We start from the raw sequence: 20990 nt of genomic DNA on the forward strand, positions 1-20990 counted from the left end.
CAATGAAACGAATGATCACGGTGCCGCCGAGCGTAGCCGGAGCACAAGATACCCGACGCGCGGAGAAACTTTCGATCGGGCGCAATTTTCTAGTGCTGGCGCACCGCTGGGCAGGTCTTCTATTGGCTGCATTTCTTTTCGTATCCGGCCTTACCGGCGCGGTCATCTCCTGGGATCATGAGCTGGATGAGTGGCTGAATCCTCAGCTCTTCGAGGCCCGGAATGCTGGCGGCATGCCACAGCCTCCACTGCTGCTGACCGACCGGCTGGAAGCAGCGGACCCCCGGTTACTGGTGACCTGGGTTCCACTCTCCGTCGAGCCGGGGCATAACATTGGGCTGGTAGTGAAGCCACGCCTCGATCCGGCAACAGGCACGGCCTTCGATCTGGATTTCAACCAGATAGCCCTCGACCCAGTTGATGGGGAAGTGCGCGGCAAGCGCATGTGGGGTGAAATTTCGCTCAGCCGTGAGAACCTGTTGCCGTTTCTATATAAGCTGCATTACAGCATGCATATTCCGGATGGGTTTGGAATCGAGCTGGGTATCCTGTTCATGGGGACTCTCGCGATTATCTGGGCACTCGATTGCTTCATTGCTCTGTGGATTTCATTTCCCAAGGCGAGTGCATGGACCAAATCCTTCGCATTCCGCTGGCGGCAGGGAGGAGCAAGGCTGAACTTCGATCTGCATCGATCCGGTGGGGTGTGGGTATGGGGATTCCTGCTGGTTCTGGCCGTGACCGCCGTGTCGATGAATCTCAACCAGCAGGTCATGCGACCGCTGGTATCGCTGTTTTCGACGCTGTCGCCCAGCCCCTTTACACGTACTCCCAATCCTCCCGACCAGCCTATCGAGCCAATGGTGGATCGCCACACTATCCTGCAGCGTGCGATAACCGAAGCGGAAAAGCGCGGATGGAGCACGCCTCCTGGCGGCATATTTTATGATCCCGAGATAGGGGTTTATGGTGTCATCTTCTTCGAGCCGGGGAACGACCATGGCGATGCAGGGCTGGGGAACCCCTCGCTTTTCTTCGATGGCAAGGATGGAACATCCGTCGGAGCGAATGTGCCGGGTGAGGGCAGTGCGGGTGATATTTTCATGCAGGCGCAGTTTCCGCTGCATTCCGGACGTATCGTCGGTCTTCCGGGTCGCATTTTCGTATCCGTCATGGGCCTGCTGGTGGCGATGCTGTCAGTTACGGGAGTGATCATCTGGCAGAAGAAGCGCTGGGCGCGAAAGAAAATGCTGATGAAGGGAGCAGGAGAGGTATAGCTGTATTGCCCTGATTTTTGTCGTTTCCGCACCTTTCTGATTTTCGGAAAAAACGCCTTTACCGTCATTGGTGCGGAATCATTTTTCTGCCCAGTAACGATAGAGCCACTCTGCGGCCGGCCGCGAGCACAGGATAAACCACCTCAGCGGCATTTCTGTTGCGGAACAGGAATTTGTTCAGTCTTCCAAAAGGTCCCCTGTCAGCACTGAGTATGGAGAGAAGGTGCATCGCATTGGCCCCGTGGTAATAATGCCTCTGCCATATCACGACCATGCCTTCATTGATTTCCATGCCTTGGGCCCGCAACTCCGCGACCAGATCAGGCCTTGTCCGGGCGTCGATGAGTTCTATCCCGCCTATATTCTTCCGTAAAGCGTAAAGCTTCACAAACGCCGCACAAAAAGGGCATTCCCCGTCATAAATGATGGAGAGGCGATTTGAATCACTCGCAGTTGCTGTCATATCCAGCCCATCCAGTTTCGAACCGCCGAATTAGCTAGCATGACAGCCGGATAAGTCGCGAGAAAAGGCCAGACGAACGCGTTCAATCCCATGAAGTAGGCATTGGCAAAATGAAAAAGGGCGAAGCAGCAAAGACTTGCAATCGCCACGCCGGGGGGTGCCAATAGAACGAGTGGAAACAGCATTTCCGTCCCGATAGTCAGCCAGCATACGAACTTACAGAAGGCGGGCCGCTCTGCGGCAAAACTCGCGGCAAGGGAGTGTCCGTATGTTCGAGTTTTCATCACACCGAGCAACGCATTTCCATCTCGCCAGACCGGCGAAACAACCTTAGCGGCGCCGGCAACAAAATAGGCGAGGACCGCTTGACCGCTGATGGCAAAAACACCAGAGGCCGCCAGGTTCATGTCATCCAGCGCAAGGCCGGCGGAAATGATGGCAACACCTGCGGCAATGACCATTCCCATCTGATCCGAGCCATCGCCACCGAACCACGTGCGGCGTGACATGTAGAAGCATGAAAGCAGAATGAGCAGGCTGCACGGCAAATCCGCAGGACTAGGGTAGGGGATCAGCAGCAGAAGCCCTGCGGCAATACGGCATACCAGGACAGCAATTACAGCGGATTCCGCATACACATGATGGCGAACGGATACGGGGATTAAAAGACGTGGGCGCAGGCGCAGGATATTCCATGTGAGCAAGCCATCGGATCGAAATAGGTGAAGGTTGGCAAACCATTCCGCTGCGGAAAGGAGGGCCCATGCGGCCAATAGAGTCTTGGTGATGAGAAGGCATAAGGCGATGTCCGCCATGCCTTCAGTTACCATCGGCTATGAAAACTGGAAAGGAATGAGCATTCCAGTTCCCGCTCAAGGTGCCCTGTAGACTCGATAATCGCGATTTGAAATTCGGCAGCGTCCGGCTCGGCCGGCACAGCATGGGCTGCGTAATGCAAAAGAAGGAGGTAGGGGACAGTGAAAGGAAGTCCGGAGGGTCCTACATCGTCGTGTTTCAATAACAGCTTTATTGCCTGAATCGCATCGGTCAGAATCTTCGATGCGCGCTTCTGTGGATTCCACAAGTACGCCAATTTCGGACGCGGTGGATAAACAGCCACGCTTTTCCAGTCTGTCAGCCGCCCATCGCGGTAACGCTCCCTTATAACCAGGTGATAATCCCTGACCCCAGGATTAGGCGCAAAGAATGTCCAGCGCGGAATGATATGGAGTCCGTTAAACCGGTTGATGACGGACTGGAAGCGCGAGTTTTGCGCCAATAATGTGACTACCAGCCAAAGAGTCACTACCGAATAAAGCAGGATAGAGACTAATGACATGGTGAGTTCATATCAGCTAAGCGCGTTCTCGCGAAGTTTCATGAGTACGCCCAGCGACAGGCCCTCTCCCCCTGATAAGCCTGCATTATCACCCGCTACAGCCGTGCCGGCATTACCAATGGGTATCACGATCTGCTCATATTTGTCGGACGTATCGGACGTCATTCTTCTTGCTTCTATAACGGCATCCAGTCCCGCAAGTTCCGCCTCGGCAAGTTTTGTCATCATTCCTCCATAGTCAAGATATTCTAAATTTAATGTCAGCCGGAAAAGCGCAGCAGGGCTTTATCTGGAAATCTGATTAAGTGTAGTACAACTTGTGCGCCATGTACGCTGCTGTGAGCTCCGCTGCTGTAAAGGAATGAAAGGGGATCGCAATGGATGGCGCCTGTTAATGGACCCGGAGGGAAATCAATCGGATGTATCCGGTTCCGCAAATTTTGCCAGGTCCTGATTTTCGTCCATCGATTCCCGCTCCAGAAATTCCATGATCGCGTAGGTCAGTTCCTTGCAGCCATCCCCTGTCACGGCTGAGATGGCAAAATTCTTGTCTTTCCAGCCAAGGCTACGGATGAATTTCCTGCATATTTTTTCGCGCTCATTTTCCGGCAGCAGATCAACCTTGTTGAGCACCAGCCAGCGCGGTTTGCGATAGAGCACTTCATCATACTTCCTCAGTTCTTCGAGAATAGCCTTGGCCTCATGCACCGGATCAACCGCTTCATCGAGCGGCGCAATATCGACGACATGCAGCAACAGGCGGGTACGTGCAAGATGCTTCAGGAAGCGGTGTCCAAGTCCCGCGCCTTCCGCTGCGCCTTCGATCAGCCCCGGAATATCAGCCATTACGAAACTGCGGTTCTGATCCACGCGCACCACACCCAGAGCAGGGTGCATGGTGGTGAAAGGATAATCAGCTACTTTTGGGCGTGCCGCTGAAACTGCGCGAATCAGCGTCGACTTGCCCGCGTTGGGCATGCCGAGCAGTCCCACGTCCGCAAGAACCTTGAGCTCCAGCTTGAGGTTGGCTTCCTCTCCCGGTTCACCCAGCGTGAATTGCCGAGGCGTGCGATTTGTACTGGATTTGAAGTGCAGATTGCCCAATCCCCCCGTGCCGCCTTTCGCCAGCAGGATTTTCTGATCATGCTGGACCAGGTCGGCCACCCGTTCTCCGGTAGCGTCGTTGGTGACAACGGTGCCAACGGGCATGCGCAACACAATATCCTCGGCGCCTTTTCCGTAACGATCCGAGCCTTGTCCGTTTTCGCCGTTTTTTGCGCGGTGGATGCGGGCAAACCGGTAATCCACCAAGGTATTGATGTTGCGGTCGGCCACCGCATAAATGCTGCCTCCGCGTCCGCCATCACCTCCGGACGGGCCGCCTTTGGGAATGTATTTTTCCCTGCGGAAAGCTGCGACGCCATCCCCACCTTTTCCAGCGATTACATGGATAATCGCTTCGTCAATGTATTTCATGGAATCAATTTACCGTGATGCAAACAAAAAAGCCCTATCGGCTGATAGGGCTTTCCTGAGAAATAAAATAAATTAAGCCGGGATAATGCTTACTGTCTTGCGCTGTGGCAACCCTTTGACCGTGAAGTTTACCCTGCCGTCCACCTTCGCGAACAGTGTGTGATCCTTGCCCATTCCAACATTCTCGCCCGGATGAACTCTTGTGCCGCGCTGGCGGATGATGATACTGCCAGCCGGAATCAGCTCACCGCCAAAGCGTTTCACGCCAAGGCGCTTGGAATTGGAGTCTCGCCCGTTACGGGAACTGCCACCTGCTTTTTTATGTGCCATGCCAAACTCTCCTTATACCGAAATACCGGTAATCTGAATTTCGGTGTAGTTCTGCCGGTGCCCCTGCTGCTTCCGATAGTGTTTGCGCCGGCGCATCTTGAAAATACGGACTTTGTCATGCCTGCCTTGCTCCAGTACGGTTGCTTTGACAGAAGCGCCGCTTACCAAGGGTTTCCCCAGCGAAATATTGTCGCCGTCAGCAACCATCAATACCTGGTCGATCAGAAGTTCGCTTCCGATTTCTGCTGGTACCTGTTCTATTTTGAGTTTTAAGCCGTTTTCGACCCGGTACTGCTTCCCGCCGGTTTTTATGACTGCGTACATGATGAAATCCTGTTTATTGCGCCCGCCAGGGAGCCATGAAAAGAAGTAGACGCGGATTATACAGAGTCACCCACTTAAGGTAAAGGTCTGTTGTGGATGAGTTTTGTGTCCCGATCCGAGTTTTGCCTGTTTTCGAACTTGACACGTTGGCGGCGACATTTCTACCATGGCATCTTTTTTGCAGGAACCTCCGTGTCAATTGAACGTATCAGAAGCCTGATTGCCCCCGATATGGGCAGGGTGGATACCGTAATTCGTGAAAAACTCCATTCGGAGGTCGTGCTCATCCGGCAGGTAAGCGAATATATCATCAACAGCGGCGGGAAGCGTCTACGGCCCGCTTTGGTAATCCTGTCAGCAGGCGCGTTCGGTTATACCGGACAATACCATTACAATCTTGCTGCCATCGTGGAATTCATCCATACGGCAACCCTTCTGCATGACGACGTTGTGGATGCTTCCGAACTGAGGCGAAGCAAGGCGACTGCAAATGCCCTGTTCGGAAATGCCGCCAGTGTATTGGTCGGGGATTTTCTATATTCCCGGGCATTCCAGATGATGGTCGAGGTGGATAATATGCGGGTCATGCGGGTATTGGCCGATGCAACCAACACGATTGCTGAAGGCGAAGTGTTGCAACTGCTCAATGTTCGTGATCCGGACGTTGATGAGGAAAATTACCTGCGCGTGATTCGCTATAAGACCGCGAAGCTGTTCGAAGCTGCAACGCGGCTCGGTGCGATCCTAGGTAATGCCACGCCAGCGGAAGAAGAGGCGATGGCCGTGTATGGCATGCATCTCGGCACCGCATTCCAACTTACCGATGACATGCTGGACTATTCCGGAGATTATCAGGAAACCGGCAAGAATCTGGGTGACGATCTGGCAGAAGGCAAGCCTACCCTGCCGTTGATCTATGCCATGAAAACAGGATCGAGCGCCCAGGCGGAGATTATACGCAGCGCCATCGAGCAGGGAGGCGAAGGGGGGTTTCAGCCCGTGCTGGAAGTTATCCAGCAGACCGGCGCATTGGATTATGCCAGACAACGAGCACAGGCCGAATCCGAGATCGCGTCCAATATGATTTCCTCACTGCCGGATTCAGACTACAAGCAATGCCTGCTGGATCTGAGCACCTTTGCGGTGGCGAGAAATTATTAATAGTTTTATCTGGACCTAATTCGCCTGCTTGGCAGGGGCGCGGTGGCACAGTCACCGCGCTAATTTGGATTGCTCCGAAACCCCTTCCTGCGTACAATTGCAGCCCACGTGCCTGACATGAATTGCTCCAGGCATCGCCAGTATCAAAATTGATTTTTCGGGGTGTAGCTCAGCCTGGTAGAGTACTGCGTTCGGGACGCAGGAGTCGGAGGTTCGAATCCTCTCACCCCGACCATTCGGTTTGTTCACATTGGCGTTTTCGACTACTTTTACTGGAAACGCTGTCATATGCAGAATATCTGCGTCATTCATTCCTGACTGTATGCAAGCCGATCAGATTTGACCCTCTCCCCTGGCCCTCTCCCCCTTGTGGGAGAGGGCCAGGGGAGAGGGTGGATTCGGTGGATTTTTATCTCCCCTCAAGCTTGCACACTATTGCATAAGCGGTAGAATGCCGTACATGTCATTTAACTGCTTGCCGCCGGTTTCGATGCCGCAATGGAGATTCCACCTTGGGTAGAATCCTGTTCTTCGCCCTTATTGCCCTTCTTTTTTTCTGGGTAATAAGGAGCTACCGTCGCGCTCTCAAAAAACGTGAGGAGATGCATAAACAGCCTCAATCTCTCGAAGGTGAGGATATGGTCCGATGTGTCTACTGCGGCGTTCATTTACCCAGAAGCGAAAGTATTACTTCGGAAGGCAGGTTTTTCTGCAGCGATGAGCATCGGCGACTGCACCTGCAATCTGAATCGTGAACCCGCCGGTACAAATGGGTTACAGCCGGCAAAATAACGTGGCGGGCGGTGTCCGACAGGATGAGTTCCTCATGCAGGTCGACGCAACGGGATGTGCGAACGGCATCCGCTTCATCGCATCACCCAATTTTGACGAACGGCCGGTCGGGTGCGCGATTTCACTGCTCGTGATCCACAACATCAGCCTTCCTCCCGATCAGTTTGGCGGGGACGGTGTAGCCGAGTTATTCACCAACAAGCTTGATCCGGAAGCTCACCCCTACTACCGCACCATTCACGGCCTCAAGGTTTCCAGTCACTTTTATATTCGCCGGACAGGAGAGGTCATTCAATTCGTCCCGTGCGAAAAACGCGCCTGGCATGCGGGGGAGTCCTGCTGGCAGGGCCGGAGCCGGTGTAATGACTTTTCCATCGGCGTCGAGCTCGAGGGCACCGATTCGCAGCCTTTCACCGATTCTCAATACAGAATGCTGGTCGAGCTCACGCTGGAACTGCAAAAGGCGTATCCCATCAAGCACATCGCAGGGCATTCCGACATTGCCCCGGGTCGCAAGACTGACCCGGGCCCCTGTTTCGACTGGGAGCGTTACCGCACCGCCCTCGCTGCCCCGCGTTAAGCCTTATTTCGAGTCTTGCGCAGCCTCTTGGCTATAAACATCGGAAAAAAATCCCATCCGTCATCTGGATGAAGCGCGCGCTTTTTCCTTGGCCGCGGTAGAACTATTTCCGCGCGCATTCACGCCATCCGAAAAAATTCCCTGGCTTCGCAAATAGTCCTCATAGTTGCCCTTGAAGTCGACGATTCTCTCTGGTTTCATTTCAACGATACGTGTTGCGAGAGAGGATACAAATTCGCGATCGTGGGAAACGAAAATCAGCGTGCCTGTATATTTCTCCAGCGCTGCGTTAAGCGATTCGATGGATTCCATGTCGAGATGGTTGGTAGGTTCGTCCATCAGCAAGACATTGTTTCTTTGCAGCATGAGCTTGCCAAACAGCATACGCCCTTCCTCTCCGCCGGAAATGACGTTCACCGATTTTCTGACTTCATCGCCGGAAAACAGCAATCTCCCAAGCACACTCCGTATAGCTTGGTCATCATCGTGTTCGCGGCGCCACTGCGTCATCCATTCGGTAAGCGATATATCGTTGCCGAAGTCTGCGGCATGGTCCTGCGCAAAATAGCCAGGACGTGCTTTCTCCGCCCATTTGACTTCTCCCGCATCAGGCGACAGATCGCCGGCAAGACAGCGCAGCAAGGTGGTCTTGCCAATGCCGTTCGGACCGATAATCGCAATTTTTTCGCCCGCTTCCACATTCATGCTGAATTTGTGGAACAGCGGTTTTTGCATTCCCGCAAAACCTTTGGTAATGCTTTGCACCGATACCGCCAGACGGTGCAGTTTCTCGCGCTCGTCCATGTCCAAGCGGATGTATGGATATTGTCGGCTTGAAGGTTTCACGTCTTCCAGCTTTATTTTTTCGATCTGACGGGCACGGCTGGTTGCCTGCCGGGCCTTGGAGGCGTTGGCGGAAAAGCGGCTCACGAACGACTGCAATTCAGCAATCTGGGCTTTTTTCTTCGCGTTGTCGGCCAGCATGCGCTCCCGCACCTGGGTAGAGGCGAGCATGTAGTCATCGTAATTTCCGGGATAGATGCGTATTTCGCCATAATCCAGATCAGCCATATGGGTACATACGCTGTTCAGGAAATGCCGATCATGCGAAATGATGACAATCGTGCTCCTGCTGGCGTTGATGACGTCTTCCAGCCAGCGGATGGTATTGATATCGAGATTATTGGTGGGCTCATCCAGGAGCAGGATATCCGGATCAGCAAACAATGCTTGGGCAAGCAGTATGCGCAGTTTGAAGCCGGGCGCCACAGCGCTCATCAGCCCCTGATGTTGCGGCAGCGGTATGCCCACGCCGAGTAGCAGTTCTCCGGCGCGCGCTTCGGCGGAATAGCCATCCAGTTCGGCGAACCTTGCTTCCAGTTCCGCAGCGCGCATGTAGTCATCTTCCGTCGCATCGGGGTTGGCATAAATTGCGTCGCGTTCTTCCTTTACGCGCCATAGTTCTTCATGCCCCATCATCACCGTATCGATTACGAGACAATTTTCGAAAGCGAACTGATCCTGGCGCAATTTTCCCACGCGCTCACCCGCATCGACACTGACATTGCCGGAAGTAGGCTCCAGATCGCCGCCCAGGATTTTCATGAAGGTCGATTTCCCACACCCGTTGGCGCCGATCAATCCGTAGCGGTTGCCATCGCCGAACTTAACCGAGACATTTTCGAACAGGGGTTTTGCCCCAAACTGCATGGTGATATTGGCTGTTGTAATCAACGTCTTTCCTCTCTTTGTCCCCGCGAAGGGATTGGAAAAAACCTTCCATTATACGTCTCCTACAGCAGAAACGGAATTATGATCCTCCGCAGAGGGACAAACAGGGAACCGGTAAATAGGACTCGCAGACATCCGGCTTACTGAGAGATTCCTCGGTTTTCGCCTGATCCTGTATCATTACCGTTTCGGCTTAAATCGGTGTTTTATGAAGATTACATTTCTGGATTTCGAGCAGCCGATTGCTGAGCTTGAAGCAAAAATAGAAGAATTGCGTTTTGCCCAGGACGATTCAGCGGTCGATATTTCAGCCGAAATCCTGCGTCTGCAAAAGAAAAGCCAGTCCCTCACCAACAGCATATACGGGAAGCTCACGCCCTGGCAGATTTCACAAGTCGCGCGCCATCCGCAGCGCCCCTATACGCTCGACTACATTCAGAATCTTTTCACGGATTTCGAAGAACTCCATGGCGATCGCGGCTTTGCGGATGACTACGCCATAATAGGCGGATTGGCGCGTTTTGATGGCCAGACAGTCATGATTATCGGTCACCAGAAGGGGCGCGACACCAAGGAAAAAATTCATCGCAATTTTGGCATGCCCAAGCCCGAAGGGTATCGCAAGGCGCTGCGCCTGATGCGTCTGGCAGAAAAATTCGCCATCCCGCTGTTCACGTTCATCGATACGCCAGGCGCATATCCGGGCATTGGGGCCGAAGAACGCGGTCAATCAGAAGCGATTGGACACAACCTGTATGTAATGGCGGAGTTGAAAGTGCCCGTGATCTGCACCGTTATCGGGGAGGGCGGGTCTGGCGGCGCGCTGGCGGTGGCAGTGGGCGACGCCATCCAGATGCTGCAATATGCAACCTATTCCGTCATTTCTCCGGAAGGCTGTGCCTCCATCCTTTGGAAAAGCGCTGAGAAAGCGCCTGAAGCTGCCGAGATCATGGGAATCACGGCGCATCGACTCAAGACCCTGGGTCTGATAGACAAGATCATCAACGAACCTTCCGGGGGCGCTCACCGCGACCAGCCCGCTACCATGCAAGCCGTAAAGAAAGCCTTGCAGGACTCGCTCAAGCTCCTGCAGGACTATTCCACCGAAATGTTGCTGGAGAAACGCTTTGAGCGGCTCATGGGATATGGCCAGTTCAAGGAACTCAAAGTCAGATAATATCTCGCGCAGAGCGCAGCATGTATTGCGTACCCGGGTCCAAAGCGCCGATCATCTGACTATCGCTTTGAGCGGGGGAGTGGATTCAGTGGTGTTGCTGGATCTGCTCGTCCCAATTGCCTCGCAAATGCAACTCCCGCTCTCGGCCGTTCATGTCAACCACGGCATCAGCCCCAATGCAGATAAATGGAGTGAGTTCTGCCGGAATCTGTGCCAGTCCCGAAACATTCCCCTTGAAATTGCCAGGGTAAAAGTCGCGCGAGGACCGGGTATCAGTCTGGAAGCCGCAGCGCGTGAAGAGCGCTATCGCATCTTCAGGGGTCTTCAAACGGATTATATAGTGCTGGCCCAGCATCTGGACGACCAGGCGGAAACGCTGCTGCTGCAATTACTGCGTGGCGCAGGGGTAAAGGGTCTGAGCGCGATGCCGGTCGTGAGGACCGGGCGAAAAGAAATGGGTGAGGCAGTCTCGGTGAACTCCATCCCTGCACTCGAAGGCAGGCCGAAGCTGCTTCGGCCTCTGCTCGACGTTTCGCGGCGGGAGATCGAAGACTACGCGAGAGCGCGTGCCTTGCAGTGGATTACCGACGAAAGCAACGACGAGATATCTTTCGACCGGAATTTTCTGCGCCACGAACTTTTTCCGCTGCTGGAAAAGCGCTTTCCCGCTTACCGTACGACTTTCCTGCGCGCCAGCCGCCATATGGCAGAGGCCTCCGCTTTACTGGATGAATTGGCCGAAGTCGATAGCGCGCAATGTACAGTACCCGGAAAACTCCACGTCGAAGACCTGCGGAAACTGGGTTTTCCGCGTGCCCGGAACCTGTTGCGCTACACGCTGACGCAGCATGCCGTCGTACTGCCCAGCACGGTAAAGCTCGAAGAAATCCTGCGGCAACTGCTCTCCTCGTGCCCCGATACAAAACTGCATGTCGTTTTCGGGAATACAGAAATCCGGTGCTTCCGAGATCGGGTACATATACGAAAAGTGGAAGCGATTCCTGAGGCTTGCTGGCATTTGGTTTGGCGAGGAGAAGAGCAGCTTCCCATTCCCGAGCTTGGCGGAACCCTCCGATTTACACGTTGTATGGGCGCAGGGCTCGGCTTGCAAAAGATCAACGAGCAGCCCGTAACGATCCGTCTGCGCCAGGGCGGAGAACGGCTGCGTACGGACTGTAACCGTCCGCGCCGGAGCCTTAAAAACCTGCTACGGGAAGCATCCCTGCCACCCTGGCAACGGCAAAGGTTACCGCTGATATTCAGCGGGGAGCAGCTGATCTGCGTACCGGGGATTGGCGTAGACTGCGATTTTCAGGCAGCGGGCGACGAACAGGGTCTCTTGGTGGAGTGGCAGCGGAACCTTGTTTCACCCTGATCTTTGATTTCTGGTTCCGATGGAATGAATGGGTTCCGCTGTCGCGGAAATGACAAATATTTATTGCTGAGATATTTTCTGGAACCCGGGTTAAACGCAATTCCCATTTTTTCGGACATCATTCGCTCGAAAGGGGAATCCAGGAACTCCTGATCCATATTATGGATTTGTCATTCCGGATTTAACCCCGGACCCCGGAACCGATCCATTGTTATCGCGCGGGCCCCGACATGTTTCACCACAATTCAAACACGAGCACTTCCGCTTTTTGACCCTGATCGAGAACCAGACGATCCTCGCCGGTAAGCATGGCGGCATCTCCCGTTTCAAGCGTATGGCCACTCAGTGATACACGACCGCGTGCGATGTGGATATAAACGTCATTGCCTGAGCCGATACTCTGTTCAATTCGCTCGTCCCCATCCATCAGCGCAGCGAACATCTTCGCATCGGTCTGTATTTTTACAGAGCCATTGGCGCTATCCGGCGAGGCAACCAGGCGTAGCTTCCCGCGCTTTTCCGCTTCATCAAAGTATTTCTCTTCATAGCCGGGCGGAATACCCGTCTTGTTGGGCAGGAACCAGATTTGCAGGAAATGGACTCTTTCACTTTGTGACGCATTGAATTCGCTATGCCGTACACCCGTGCCCGCACTCATGCGCTGCACGCTACCGGGGCGGATCACTGAACCGCCCCCAGTACTGTCTTTATGCGCCAGCGCCCCTTCCAGCACATAGCTGACAATCTCCATGTCGCGGTGTCCATGCGTGCCAAAACCCTGCCCAGGCTGGACAGTGTCGTCATTGATCACCCGCAACGAACGAAATTGCGTATGCTCAGGATCGTAATAGTCTGCAAAAGAAAAGCTGTGCCAGGAATTCAGCCAGCCGTGATCGGCGTGACCCCGCTCATGGGCGCGACGTAGTTCGATCATGTAAATGCTCCTTTCAGTGAGATGGAAAAAGGGGGACTATCAAGTTCGGCAATTTGCCTGGCAGTTTCCTCTTTATGCCTGAGTCATGTCCCCGTCGCCGCTGTACTGTCGGTTGACGCTGCCGGTGCGCCGCCGATGAAATGTGAAACGCGCGGTGCTTCATTGCCCGTATGAAAACGATTGACGTTTTCCTGCACACGCTGATCCTCGCGGGTAACGCGAGCATGCTGGCGCAAATGATCGAGCCACGAATCCTGCTGAAAGAATTCGATATAACGTCCCGGTTTGTCGAGGTCCTCGAAGATTCCCCAGGCAAACGCACCATCCCGCCGACGCATTGCTCCCAGCGGCCGGATTGCTTCCAGGAAGGCTTTGCGTTGACCGAGCGCGATTTCATATTCGACGGTTACCAGCACCGGTCCCCGCCGCAAATCCGATTCCTCCACCGTGGGTGGATGCGCCCAATGGTAGGAAGGAGCAAGATCGGGAATCTCCCGAGAGCCCAGGCTGAAATTGCGTACAGCCAGCGCTGCCACCATGATCCCGCCGGAAGATAGCAGGAGCGCGGCGGGAACAGTGGTGCTGGCGGCAACCCAGCCCCAGACGAGACTTCCGAGCGCCATTCCGCCGGAAAACACCATGATGTAGAGGGATAATGCCCGCCCGCGCACCCAGGCGGGGACGGCTGTTTGCGCCGCAACCTGCAGTGACCAGAGCACACCCACCCACGCCGCACCGGATACCATCATGGCGCCGCAAAGCGCCGCTTCGTTCCGCAGTGTTGCCAGCGCTATGATCGTCGCGGCATAAACCAGGCTTGCCCCCAGCACCAGGTGATCGCGGGACAAAAGCTCATGCAGCCGCGGCAGGAAAAGGATGGCGCCTACAGCACCGAGGCCCACGAAGGAGAGCAGCAATCCATATGTTCCCGGACCACCCGCCAGTTCGACCCGCGCAATCAGCGGAAGCAGCGCCCATCCTGAAGCCGCGAAGAGAATAAAAGCCGTGGTACGAATCAGCACCGCGCGGAAAGGCGATGCTACATGAGCATAACGTACCCCGGCACGCAATGCCTGGAAGAAGCGTTCGGGCGGCAGCGATCGCTCTTCCGGTTCGCGTTTCCACCTCCAAAGGACGACAATCATGCCTATAAACGAGAGCGCATTCAGGCCGTAAGCAGCCCATGGTCCGATCTGGGCCAGCAATACGCCGGCAATGGCTGGACCGAGGGAACGCGACAGGTTCATCGACAATGAACTCAATGCGACCGCTTCCGGCAACATACTCCTGGGAACGAGCTCGGGGGCGGTGACATTCAGCGCGGGAGTTGCCAGTGATGCACCGATGCCCAAGGCAAAGGTCAGAATCAGGAGGTTCCAGATATCGATCTGATCGATAGCAGCAAGTACGGTGAGCATTGTCGCCGCCGCTGCCATCCATATTTGCGTGAAGAGAAGATAACGCCGCCGGTCTACAATGTCAGTCAGCGCACCTGCAGCCAGCGCGAACAGTACCATTGGCAACGAAGTTGCCGCCTGCACCAACGATACCATCACCGGCGAGGGAGACAGGTCGGTCATTACCCAGGCGGATGATACGCCATTGATCCAAGTTCCGATGTTGGAACCAAGCGCGGCAAACCAGAATGCCCTGAATGGCAGTATCTTGAGCGGTGCCCAGGTGCCGGAGCGCCCTCCGCTCGATACTTCATTGCCAGCTTGTTTGGTCACCAGCGAAAACCCAGGCTTGTCATAAGAAATGTCACGTCCCTGCCGCCAGCCTGAATCAAGGCATCGCCCACCCGAAAATGGACTGCGGCAGCGCGGATTTCCCATTGTGGATCGAGAAGGTAAGTGCCCTCCAGCCTGATCTGGTCGCCGATATATCGGCCGGTTCCAATTGTTTCGCGTATTGCCACCAAGGGAGCAGGCGGAGTGTAAACGGCATCTGCTTTGTGATGCTTCCACAAAAAATTCCAGCCCAGAAGGAATGTCAGTGACGGGATGGGTCTGATCGTCACGGCCGGCTGCAAATCCATGATATTGCCCGGTGCCAAGAGTGCTGCTTCGCTGAAATAGGTAGGGTTGGGATAGAGCGCATTGAAGGTACCAAGCTGACCATCTCCAGGTTTTTTATCACCGCTGGCGATATCCGCTTTCAGACTGAGGCGGGGTGACCATGGCAGCGTGGCGAACGTGAAACCGGTATCGGTGGCAACAGTCCAGGCACGAATGGTTTGATCGCCGACATGACCTGTCTGAAATACCGTTTCCACGTTCCAGTCCCAACCTTTCTTGGAACCAAAAAGCCGTGCACCGAAGGAATGTCGATGTTCTGGTCCTTGTGCCGCCGCAAACCGTGCTTGGTCTCTTTCATAGCCAAGCCAGTAGAGATCGAGCTTGAGGAGCTTGATGCTTTCCGGAGCGAGTGAGGCATGCAATCCATATAGCCACTGGGTCTTATTGTCGGTATCGTCAAAAGCTCCAGGTTTGTTGACAACCGGACGAAAGGTGAATCCGTCGATGCGATGCGATCCCTGTTTCCAGCTGGCACGTACACCGTCGAAAGCAAGGCGAATATTGGGCCCCTCCCGCACCGAGACGAGCCGCGAGGTGCCAAGTGTCATTTCCTGTCGACCCGCACGAAAGGAAAACATGTCGCCGTTCCACGCCAGAAACCCTTGCTGCAGATCGGGGCTGCTCTGATCGGTGCTGACGGGTCCGCCAGCGCGGCCGGCTTCGTCATATGCTCCGAATTGTACGAATGCCTGCACATGCTTTCCAACCCTCAGGTCGCCATGGGCAAGCCCCCGAAACAGGACATAACTATCGCTACCGCTGCCGATACCAAAATTATCCGGCCCGTAATGCTGAGCGCGTACACGCGCATTGGCGCCAAGGGTCAAAGTGGCCGATTCTCCGATATGCCAGCATTTGGGCTTGACCTTGTCACACACTTGACTCCAGTCTTCATCGAACCGGAGAGGCTTGTACTCGGATGCATGCGCAGGCGCTGCCAGGGCCAGTACCACAGCACCCAGCCCCAGATTCCTGTACTGTGCCGGCCGCCGGGCCATTGAAATAGGCATCGAGCGGAAAACTGCTGCCAGTTTGCAGAGCAAGCGAGGACTAATAAGCACTCATACCGCCCAGCACGAGCAGCCAAGCGCGCCCCAGAAGCCCCCTTGCCCGGTGATGTCGACAGCGTTCTGATAGGCTCGCCCGTGTGCGTGCCCATGCACGGAGCAACGAGTGTCACAACCGCAGAGTGCCTCGGCCTGTCGATTCATGACCGGTCCGCTTGATACAGCCCTGGAAGGTTTGAAATAGCCACCAAAATGCTGCACCGGCGCCCAGTCCGGCATCGCCGGCGGCAAGGGCGGGGCCAGCGTGCCAAACTCGTCGTCACCGTGGACGATGCGTCCGCCGACGACCGTGAGCACGGAAACAATATTCCGGATCTGCTCGTTCGGCACTTCGAAATAATCGTCGGACAGCACCGCAAGATCGGCATATTGACCCAGCTTGATCTGGCCTTTGACGCCTTCCTCGTTGGAGAACCAGGTATTGGCCTGCGTGTAGAGCTGTAGCGCTGTCTCCCGGTCTATCAGATTGGCCTCGGGATAGAGCGACAGGCCTCCCACTGTCCTGCCGGTAATCAGCCAATAGAGGGCATTCCATGGGTCGTAACTGGCCACGCGGGTGGCATCGGTGCCTGCGCCCACCTTTACACCCATTTCCAGCATGCGCTTGTAGGGCGGCGTGCGCTCCGCGGCCTTGCTGCCGTAGCGCTGGACGAAGAACTCGCCCTGGTAGGCCATGCGGTGCTGTATTGCAATACCGCCGCCGAGTTTGGCAATGCGCTCGAGATTGACGTCCGTCACGGTTTCGGCATGGTCGAAAAACCAGTGTATGCCATCGAAGGGAATATCCCGGTTCACTTTTTCGAAGACATCCAGTGCACGCGAGATCGTCTCGTTGTAGGTTGCGTGCAGCCGGAACGGCCAGTGATTGCTGGCGAGAATGCTCACCACTGCTTCCAGATCGTTCTCCATGCCCGGCGCCATATCCGGGCGGGGCATGCGGAAATCTTCGAAGTCCGCCGCGGAGAAAACCAGCATTTCACCCGCACCGTTGTGGCGGTAGTAGCCGTCACCATCACCGGGTTTTCCCATTTTTGTCCATCTGGTGAAATCGGAGACTTCCTGCCCGGCTTTCTGCGTAAACAAGTTATAGGCAATACGCAGAGTCAGTTCGCCAGCCTTGTGCAGGTCCTCGATGACCTTGTAATCATCCGGGTAGTTCTGAAAACCGCCGCCGGCATCGATTGCTCCGGTCAAGCCCAAGCGATTCATCTCACGCATGAAGTGGCGTGTGGAATTGAGCTGATACTCATAAGGCAATTTGGGGCCTTTGGCCAGCGCCGCATACAGAATCATTGCATTTGGCTCCGCCAGCAGCAGGCCCGTCGGTTCCCCGTTGGAGTCCTTGGCAATCAGGCCACCCGCCGGATTAGGGGTATTGCGATCGTAGCCGCAGGCACGCAGGGCTGCTCGGTTCAGTAATGCGCGGTCATAGAGATGCAAGATGAAGACCGGCGTATCTGGCGCCACCGCATTGATTTCATCGAGCGTTGGCAATCGTTTTTCGGCAAACTGCATTTCAGTAAAGCCGCCGACGACACGCACCCATTGGGGTGCAGGCGTGCGCGCAACCTGTTCCTTAAGGCGGCGCATGGCGTCAGCCAATGAGGGGATGCCGTCCCAGCGCAACTCCAGGTTGTAGCTGAGTCCGCCTCGGATGAAGTGCAAATGCGAATCCGTCAGACCGGGAATGACGCGACGGCGATTGAGATCCACCACCTGCGAGTTGCTGCTGGCAAGGCGCATTATCTCGTCGTCATCTCCCACGGCGCTGAAACAGCCGTTGGAAATTGCGACGGCCGTTGCTTGCGGATTCCCGCGATCCAAGGTCGTAAACTGGCCGTTGCGGAGGATCAGTTCGGCGCTGGGTTTGCTCATCGGTTCCTCCTGAAATAAGAATAATCGGCATGTCCGGCGAGAGATGTGACGCCTTCCTCTGCCTTTTAGCCTTCCTGTGTTTTACTTGGTTCGGGCAAAGTAACTCGTCATCAGGTTCCGATAGTTCGGGATGTGATTGGAGAATAAGGCCCCCAAGCCTTCCACATCGTTGCGCCAGTCGCGGTGCAGTTCGCAGGCCACGCCGAACCAATTTATCATCTGTACACCCGCCGCCTGCATTCTGAACCAGGCGGCGTGACGCGTTACCTCATTGAAAGTGCCTGAAGCATCAGCGACGGCAAATACCTCAAAACCCGCCTCGATGGCGGAAAGTGCCGGGAAAAGCACGCAAACTTCAGTTACCACCCCGGCGATGATGAGTTGCTTGCGTCCCGTCTTTTTGACCGCATTGACGAAGTCCTCGTTGTCCCACGCATTGATATTGCCGGGCCGCGCGATGTATGGCGCATCGGGGAACGTTTCCTTGAGTTCCGGCACTAACGGCCCGTTTGGACCATCCTCGAAACTGGTGGTCAGGATCGTCGGCAGCTTGAAGTACTTGCCGCAGTCCGCCAAGGCAAGGACGTTATTCTTGAATTCATTTGGGGGGAAATCCTGCACCAGCGAGATCAGGCCAGCCTGGTGATCCACCATCAGCAAAGCTGCATCATCCTTGGAGAGTCGGCTGTATTTGAAAGTCTTGTCCATTTTTATATTCCTCGTGGTTTTTGATTGGATCGGGATAATAAGAAAGTAACGGTGAGTTCTTCAAGCTGCGATAGGATCACTCACGAATATTGCGAAAATAAGCACGCGGCTCATTTTTTCTCCTTCTGCACCGCCTGTGCCTTGTCATAGCTTTCGATGAGTAATCGATAATGGGGCATGGGGTAGTCAGCATAAATATCGGCAAACCCCATCGCCTCTGGCCGGTTCCAGGTTTTCTGCAACTCCGAAATAACCGCTACCGTGTCGATTGGAATCACGCCGGCTTGCACGATGCGGGCGATAGTCAGCTCGGTTCCCATCTTGCTCCAGTTGCCCGACGCATCCACGACGGCGTATACGGTATACCCTGCGGCCACCGCGCTGATGGATGGGAAGGCCATGCACACGCTTGTAAGCGTTCCGGCAAGGATCAGAGTTTTGCGCCTGGTCGCCTCGACAGCCTTGACGAAGTCAGGACTATCCCAGACATTGATTTCCCCGCGGCGTGCCACGTACTGGGCATGAGGGGCAGCCTGGTGGATTTCTGGAATCAATGGGCCGTTGGGGCCATCGGGAACCGAGGCAGAGGTAATGACCGGAATCTTGAGCAGCGCAGCGACCTTGGCGAGGGAAATCGCATTGCGGCGCAGATCCGGCACGGGGAGGTCCTTGACTAACTGGAACAATCCACTCTGGTGATCGATAAGAAGCATGACGCTATCGTCGGGGTTGATGTGACTCATAATTTCTTCCTTGATTTAGAGTTTAATAAAAGAGGCTTCATGAGCGTGGCTTCGGCCGCTTCCTTTTTATAGCTTTTAACAAGCCCGTAAAATAATGGTTCTTGCTCATCCGAGGTGGATTTCGCATCGTCGTATACCTATTCAATGTAGTCTATAAATTACTCTTTCCCAGATTGCTTCGGAATTAGTCTTTTCTAGAAATCGGTGTTCGAAAATTCAGAACAATGCATTATCGACTTGATGATATTTTGGCCTTTCTACAGGTGATGGAAACCGGGAGCATCAGCACTGCGGCCCAGCGCATGGGTTTGTCGAAGTCAGTTGTCAGCAAACGTATCAGTGACCTGGAGGCTGTGTTAAAGGTTGAATTGCTGCATCGTTCAACACGCGGAGTGGTTCCAACAGATAAGGGGGCTGCATTCTATCAGCGGGCATGTTCAATTGTTCGACAGCTTGATCAGGCAGCGGAAGAACTCATGGAGCAAGATGAATTATGCGGATCGCTACGAATTGCTGCGCCCATGACATTCGGGACTACTTACCTTGGGCCGGTTCTTTTTTCCTTCATTAGCGACTATCCACGTCTAGGTCTTGTGCTGGACCTTGACGACCGGAGTACCGACCTACCCGGCGAAGGCTACGATCTTGGGATCCGTATCGGACGACTCCATGATTCATCCCTTGTAGCCCGCAAGTTGGCAGTGAGCCGTCGCGTGGTCTGTTGTAGTCCCGCCTATGCTCAGCGTGCCGGTTTGCCGGCAACGATCCAAGAGTTGGCGAACCACGAGTGCATTGGCTATGTCAATGCCTCCCCTGGTCAAATCTGGCAGTTCGAACCCAAAGGATCTGGAAACATTCCTCATTCGCTGATTGTCCGGAGCAGGATTGTCACCAATAACGGCGAGTCAATGCGGGATGCGGCTATTGCAGGTCTCGGTATCTGCGTCCTTCCAGTCTTCATCGTCGCCAAGGCGCTGGCGAGCGGTCAGCTCATCAACGCTTTGCCGACCGCATCCCCGGTTGCGGATACGGTCTATGCCATCTATCCGCGCAACCGGCATCTGCCGAAGAAAGTTCGTGCAGTAATTGATTGCTTGGTTGCGGCGTTCGAGGGAGAGCCGCCTTGGGAGCGGGAGTTGAGCACCCCATAAATTATTCTGTTTCTATCTGGAAGGACACCTTCACAAAATCATTGACTTACAGGAAGCCAGCATGCTTTTGCGAGTGGCTACAGGACTGGGGCCAAACGAAATCGTGCTGATCGGGATATACCGAGGATATTCGCTTCATGATGGAAGTCTTAGGATTAGCGAAGGCATTCCTCGAGCAGGCGTAGAAGATTGGATCCTGATGCTAACGTATTACACTCACACTTATCCCCACAGAAAATAATAAGTTGGGAATCTTCAAGACATAGTCTTCACTTGAGTGCTGCCATCGAAGAGCAGTACGGTGAACGATACCTAATTCATCCCTTAAGTTCGATCAAGGATCAGGAGCTGGACGCGTGACTCAAGTTTGCGCTCAGTTTGCCGATTACTTATTCAATAACGATATTTC

Annotated in this window: 21 protein-coding genes and 1 tRNA gene; 8 read left to right on the forward strand and 14 right to left on the reverse strand. The window is 54.7% G+C overall.

What is annotated here, in order from left to right; genetic code table 11:
* The first annotated feature begins 2 nt into the window (after positions 1-2).
* Entirely contained in the window at positions 3-1277 is a 1275-nt protein-coding gene (locus BMW46_RS02840) for a PepSY-associated TM helix domain-containing protein (RefSeq protein ID WP_256376927.1), read from the forward strand.
* A gap of 64 nt (positions 1278-1341) precedes the next feature.
* Here BMW46_RS02840 and BMW46_RS02845 read toward each other — a convergent pair whose 3' ends face one another.
* The 7 genes from BMW46_RS02845 to rplU all read right to left on the reverse strand — a co-directional run bounded on the left by BMW46_RS02845 (position 1342) and on the right by rplU (position 5209).
* Positions 1342-1740, reverse strand: coding sequence for a thiol-disulfide oxidoreductase DCC family protein (locus BMW46_RS02845; protein WP_074704277.1), 399 nt, complete (start codon positions 1738-1740; stop codon positions 1342-1344).
* Positions 1737-2570 (reverse strand): hypothetical protein, encoded by an 834-nt coding sequence (locus BMW46_RS02850; RefSeq protein ID WP_074704280.1) that lies wholly within the window; start codon positions 2568-2570, stop codon positions 1737-1739. The genes BMW46_RS02845 and BMW46_RS02850 overlap by 4 nt, the downstream gene beginning before the upstream one ends.
* Positions 2564-3079, reverse strand: a complete 516-nt coding sequence (locus BMW46_RS02855; protein ID WP_074704283.1) for a hypothetical protein — start codon at positions 3077-3079, stop codon at positions 2564-2566. The genes BMW46_RS02850 and BMW46_RS02855 overlap by 7 nt, the downstream gene beginning before the upstream one ends.
* A 12-nt stretch (positions 3080-3091) precedes the next feature.
* Positions 3092-3307 (reverse strand): hypothetical protein, encoded by a 216-nt coding sequence (locus tag BMW46_RS02860; RefSeq protein WP_011381135.1) that lies wholly within the window; start codon positions 3305-3307, stop codon positions 3092-3094.
* Between the two features lie 183 nt (positions 3308-3490).
* On the reverse strand, positions 3491-4555 hold the full coding sequence (cgtA, locus tag BMW46_RS02865) for an Obg family GTPase CgtA (protein WP_074704286.1): 1065 nt from the start codon (positions 4553-4555) through the stop codon (positions 3491-3493).
* A 72-nt stretch (positions 4556-4627) separates the two neighbouring features.
* Positions 4628-4885 (reverse strand): 50S ribosomal protein L27, encoded by a 258-nt coding sequence (gene rpmA, locus BMW46_RS02870; RefSeq protein ID WP_011381133.1) that lies wholly within the window; start codon positions 4883-4885, stop codon positions 4628-4630.
* A 12-nt stretch (positions 4886-4897) separates the two neighbouring features.
* Positions 4898-5209 carry a 50S ribosomal protein L21 gene (gene rplU, locus BMW46_RS02875; protein WP_074704290.1) on the reverse strand — a complete coding sequence of 104 codons (312 nt, stop codon included), beginning with the start codon at positions 5207-5209 and terminating at the stop codon, positions 4898-4900.
* Positions 5210-5401: 192 nt separating this feature from the next.
* Between rplU and ispB the strand changes: the two genes are divergently transcribed.
* The 4 genes from ispB (at position 5402) to ampD (ending at position 7742) form a co-directional block, all read left to right on the forward strand.
* The gene (ispB, locus tag BMW46_RS02880) at positions 5402-6370 is read left to right on the forward strand and encodes an octaprenyl diphosphate synthase (protein WP_074704293.1); all 969 of its coding nucleotides are present in this window, start codon (positions 5402-5404) and stop codon (positions 6368-6370) included.
* A 158-nt stretch (positions 6371-6528) separates the two neighbouring features.
* A tRNA-Pro gene (locus tag BMW46_RS02885) sits at positions 6529-6605 on the forward strand.
* A 277-nt stretch (positions 6606-6882) separates the two neighbouring features.
* Positions 6883-7125, forward strand: a complete 243-nt coding sequence (locus BMW46_RS15705) for a PP0621 family protein (protein WP_074704296.1) — start codon at positions 6883-6885, stop codon at positions 7123-7125.
* Between the two features lie 71 nt (positions 7126-7196).
* Positions 7197-7742 carry a 1,6-anhydro-N-acetylmuramyl-L-alanine amidase AmpD gene (gene ampD / locus BMW46_RS02895; RefSeq protein ID WP_074704610.1) on the forward strand — a complete coding sequence of 182 codons (546 nt, stop codon included), beginning with the start codon at positions 7197-7199 and terminating at the stop codon, positions 7740-7742.
* 60 nt (positions 7743-7802) lie between these two features.
* Here the strand turns inward: ampD and BMW46_RS02900 are convergent, their stop codons facing one another.
* A complete protein-coding gene (locus BMW46_RS02900) occupies positions 7803-9476 on the reverse strand; it encodes an ABC-F family ATPase (RefSeq protein WP_074704299.1) in 1674 nt (557 codons plus the stop codon).
* A gap of 205 nt (positions 9477-9681) precedes the next feature.
* Here BMW46_RS02900 and BMW46_RS02905 point away from each other — a divergent pair, with 205 nt between their 5' ends.
* Positions 9682-10650 (forward strand): acetyl-CoA carboxylase carboxyltransferase subunit alpha, encoded by a 969-nt coding sequence (locus BMW46_RS02905; protein ID WP_074704302.1) that lies wholly within the window; start codon positions 9682-9684, stop codon positions 10648-10650.
* A 25-nt stretch (positions 10651-10675) separates the two neighbouring features.
* Complete coding sequence (tilS, locus tag BMW46_RS02910) at positions 10676-12025, forward strand: tRNA lysidine(34) synthetase TilS (RefSeq protein ID WP_256376928.1); 1350 nt, start codon at positions 10676-10678, stop codon at positions 12023-12025.
* A gap of 235 nt (positions 12026-12260) precedes the next feature.
* Here the strand turns inward: tilS and BMW46_RS02915 are convergent, their stop codons facing one another.
* The 6 genes from BMW46_RS02915 to BMW46_RS02940 all read right to left on the reverse strand — a co-directional run bounded on the left by BMW46_RS02915 (position 12261) and on the right by BMW46_RS02940 (position 19430).
* Positions 12261-12959, reverse strand: a complete 699-nt coding sequence (locus BMW46_RS02915) for a pirin family protein (protein WP_074704308.1) — start codon at positions 12957-12959, stop codon at positions 12261-12263.
* Between the two features lie 83 nt (positions 12960-13042).
* Positions 13043-14689: an MFS transporter gene (locus BMW46_RS02920; RefSeq protein ID WP_074704311.1), complete on the reverse strand. Its 1647-nt coding sequence runs from the start codon at positions 14687-14689 to the stop codon at positions 13043-13045.
* Positions 14686-16047, reverse strand: coding sequence for an alginate export family protein (locus BMW46_RS02925; protein WP_081355641.1), 1362 nt, complete (start codon positions 16045-16047; stop codon positions 14686-14688). The genes BMW46_RS02920 and BMW46_RS02925 overlap by 4 nt, the downstream gene beginning before the upstream one ends.
* A 51-nt stretch (positions 16048-16098) precedes the next feature.
* Positions 16099-17979: an amidohydrolase gene (locus tag BMW46_RS02930; RefSeq protein ID WP_074704317.1), complete on the reverse strand. Its 1881-nt coding sequence runs from the start codon at positions 17977-17979 to the stop codon at positions 16099-16101.
* Positions 17980-18060: 81 nt separating this feature from the next.
* Positions 18061-18687 (reverse strand): isochorismate family cysteine hydrolase YcaC, encoded by a 627-nt coding sequence (ycaC, locus tag BMW46_RS02935; RefSeq protein ID WP_074704320.1) that lies wholly within the window; start codon positions 18685-18687, stop codon positions 18061-18063.
* A 110-nt stretch (positions 18688-18797) separates the two neighbouring features.
* Positions 18798-19430: an isochorismatase family protein gene (locus tag BMW46_RS02940; protein WP_074704323.1), complete on the reverse strand. Its 633-nt coding sequence runs from the start codon at positions 19428-19430 to the stop codon at positions 18798-18800.
* Between the two features lie 248 nt (positions 19431-19678).
* On the opposite strand from BMW46_RS02940, the gene BMW46_RS02945 reads away from it, so the two are divergent.
* On the forward strand, positions 19679-20581 hold the full coding sequence (locus BMW46_RS02945) for a LysR family transcriptional regulator (protein WP_218141741.1): 903 nt from the start codon (positions 19679-19681) through the stop codon (positions 20579-20581).
* Positions 20582-20990 lie beyond the last annotated feature (409 nt).

Origin of the sequence: Nitrosospira multiformis (genome assembly GCF_900111585.1) — a bacterium.
GTDB classification, from domain to species: domain Bacteria; phylum Pseudomonadota; class Gammaproteobacteria; order Burkholderiales; family Nitrosomonadaceae; genus Nitrosospira; species Nitrosospira multiformis_B.

Bases quoted from the DNA above. Each gene is read 5' to 3' on its own strand.
- ycaC (WP_074704320.1), bottom strand. From the start codon at position 18,687: ATGGACAAGACTTTCAAATACAGCCGACTCTCCAAGGATGATGCAGCT.
- BMW46_RS02845 (WP_074704277.1), bottom strand. From the start codon at position 1,740: ATGACAGCAACTGCGAGTGATTCAAATCGCCTCTCCATCATTTATGAC.
- rplU (WP_074704290.1), bottom strand. From the start codon at position 5,209: ATGTACGCAGTCATAAAAACCGGCGGGAAGCAGTACCGGGTCGAAAAC.
- ampD (WP_074704610.1), top strand. From the start codon at position 7,197: ATGCAGGTCGACGCAACGGGATGTGCGAACGGCATCCGCTTCATCGCA.
- BMW46_RS02860 (WP_011381135.1), bottom strand. From the start codon at position 3,307: ATGATGACAAAACTTGCCGAGGCGGAACTTGCGGGACTGGATGCCGTT.
- BMW46_RS02930 (WP_074704317.1), bottom strand. From the start codon at position 17,979: ATGAGCAAACCCAGCGCCGAACTGATCCTCCGCAACGGCCAGTTTACG.
- BMW46_RS02915 (WP_074704308.1), bottom strand. From the start codon at position 12,959: ATGATCGAACTACGTCGCGCCCATGAGCGGGGTCACGCCGATCACGGC.
- BMW46_RS02855 (WP_074704283.1), bottom strand. From the start codon at position 3,079: ATGTCATTAGTCTCTATCCTGCTTTATTCGGTAGTGACTCTTTGGCTG.
- BMW46_RS02840 (WP_256376927.1), top strand. From the start codon at position 3: ATGAAACGAATGATCACGGTGCCGCCGAGCGTAGCCGGAGCACAAGAT.
- BMW46_RS02925 (WP_081355641.1), bottom strand. From the start codon at position 16,047: ATGCCTATTTCAATGGCCCGGCGGCCGGCACAGTACAGGAATCTGGGG.
- BMW46_RS02940 (WP_074704323.1), bottom strand. From the start codon at position 19,430: ATGAGTCACATCAACCCCGACGATAGCGTCATGCTTCTTATCGATCAC.
- cgtA (WP_074704286.1), bottom strand. From the start codon at position 4,555: ATGAAATACATTGACGAAGCGATTATCCATGTAATCGCTGGAAAAGGT.
- rpmA (WP_011381133.1), bottom strand. From the start codon at position 4,885: ATGGCACATAAAAAAGCAGGTGGCAGTTCCCGTAACGGGCGAGACTCC.
- BMW46_RS02905 (WP_074704302.1), top strand. From the start codon at position 9,682: ATGAAGATTACATTTCTGGATTTCGAGCAGCCGATTGCTGAGCTTGAA.
- BMW46_RS02850 (WP_074704280.1), bottom strand. From the start codon at position 2,570: ATGGTAACTGAAGGCATGGCGGACATCGCCTTATGCCTTCTCATCACC.